Here is a 2,061-nt window from a genome sequence, read left to right on the forward strand (position 1 = left end):
TCTGCCATAATCGTCCCAAAATACTAGCTTTTTGAGCTTTTTCCACCGAAAAGCTAACACTTTTTTAGACCTAAAAATGCTACAACCAATATCAGTCAATGCTTTTAGATTTAATCAGCAAGCCCTAATTAAACCAATCTTTTCATCAAACCTTATTTAGCAATACTCGACTACTCAGGAATATCCCACACTTTTTTAGCTAATTGAGTTAATATTTCTTGTCGAGTTTCAATTGCGTGGGAATCCCATTTAATAAAGGTCTTTAAATCTTTTACCGCTAAGTCAATAGTTGTATTATTCCCAACAGAAATTTTTTCAGCAATAGTTCTAGTCAATAGAAATCTTGACTTAGTATAGCCTAATTTTTTTCCCGTAAAACTCATATTAGTAATAGCAGATTTAATCGAACTTTCTAACAAAGTCAAATTACCTAAAAGTTTACTATAACTTTCTATTTCACGAGGTTTATCGAAAGATAAAATTACTTTTTGAGTAGGATATTCTGGTAAAATTTGTTCTACATCTAATTTCAAAAGATAATTGCTTAAATCATCAATTCCTCCCCCACTACCCCAAGCAGTTTCATCTATGTATTGTGTTAGTTTGGCTAAAATATATTTAATTTGATAAGGTTGAAATGATGACTTATTAAGTTTATGAAATGCTTTCTCAAATTTATCTGCCACTACCTGCTTGCTAGAAAAAAATTGAATAGCAATAAATTGATTAAATTCTGATCTTGATGTGATTTGACGTAATTCACTAGCCCACTTAAGAATCATGCCATCGAATGCCTTTTGATTGCGATCGCTAGTCAACATTGCCACAAATAATAAATTTTCTACCTGCCGACATAATTCAATAAAACAATATTGAGGCAATTGATAAGCAGCTAAAAGTAATATTAAATGTTGCCTAACATTAACACTGAGACAACGAATATTTTCCAAATAACGATTTACCGTTCCATCAATATTATTACCAGACAAAAATGCTACATAAGCTTCTGCTGAGGCTAATAAATCATTCACAAATAGAATAGGTTCAGTATTATATCCACATCTAGATTCATTTTTGAGAAACCAATCATAGACTTCTTTTTCTGCAATATAATTTCCATCTTCTGCATATCTTGCCAAAATAAAATAGCGCAAAAAACGCATCGGTCTTTCCTGAGAATGATAGAGTAAATCTATCATTTTTTTCCATTTTACTTTGATTTTCTCATAATCTGTTTGTTTAGCTTTAGCAAAAATCAAATTTTTGAGTAAATCCATATCATCCAGGGGTAAACCACGATGATTTAAAGTTGAATATATTTTCAAAGCATGAGCAACACTAGCTGTTTTTACGCGAATTAATTTAACATTTTTGAGAAAATAGGCATAAAATTTTTTGATATGAGAAATAGCAACTTCATCTAATTCAAATTTAAGAGAAAGAAATTTTCTAATCTCAGCATAAGCATTCTGAATATGTTTAACAGAACGAGTAGGAGACCTTTGGTCTAAATCTGTTTGCATAGCAATACTTTCTAGTATTCCCCTACTTTCTTCATATTGTAGTTCTACCCTATGTTTAAACTGGTCATTACCCCAGTCATCTGTATATAGAGAAGTAATCTTATTTTTTAATGCTTCAATACGTTCATTTGAATTAATAGTTAATAAATAATCTCGAATTGCACAGAGAACTAAATAAGCAGTAGTCATCCGTTGCTGCCCATCAATTACTTCATACAAATTATCCCCACGACTACAAACAATTATACTGCCAATAAAATACTCAGAATAAGAATTTTGATTTTGCTCAGAAAATTCTTCATATATATCTTGAATAAATTCATTTACTTCTTTTTCCTCCCAAACATATTCGCGCTGATAATCAGGAATGACATAAAATTCATCAAATAACTTTTCTAGAGTCATGTCTTGAGATTCGATACTTGCCATATAATTACCTCAATAGTTTTAATCAGGAAGAAAGAAGTAATATAGCATTTTCTAAGCGTAAGGAAGAAGGAAGAGGGAAGAAGGAAGAATGAAGAAAAAATGGATGGGG

1 protein-coding gene is annotated in these 2,061 nt (G+C 30.8%); it reads right to left on the reverse strand.

Features of this window, described 5'->3' with window-relative positions; translation table 11 throughout:
* Positions 1–170 precede the first annotated feature (170 nt).
* Positions 171–1,952 carry a DUF262 domain-containing protein gene (locus D5R40_RS32465; protein WP_124155846.1) on the reverse strand — a complete coding sequence of 594 codons (1,782 nt, stop codon included), beginning with the start codon at positions 1,950–1,952 and terminating at the stop codon, positions 171–173.
* Positions 1,953–2,061 lie beyond the last annotated feature (109 nt).

The sequence above is a fragment of the Okeania hirsuta genome (genome assembly GCF_003838195.1).
Lineage (GTDB): Bacteria > Cyanobacteriota > Cyanobacteriia > Cyanobacteriales > Microcoleaceae > Okeania > Okeania hirsuta.

What these genes read in the sequence shown, in the direction of transcription:
- D5R40_RS32465 (WP_124155846.1), bottom strand. Translation starts at nt 1,952, where the DNA reads ATGGCAAGTATCGAATCTCAAGACATGACTCTAGAAAAGTTATTTGAT.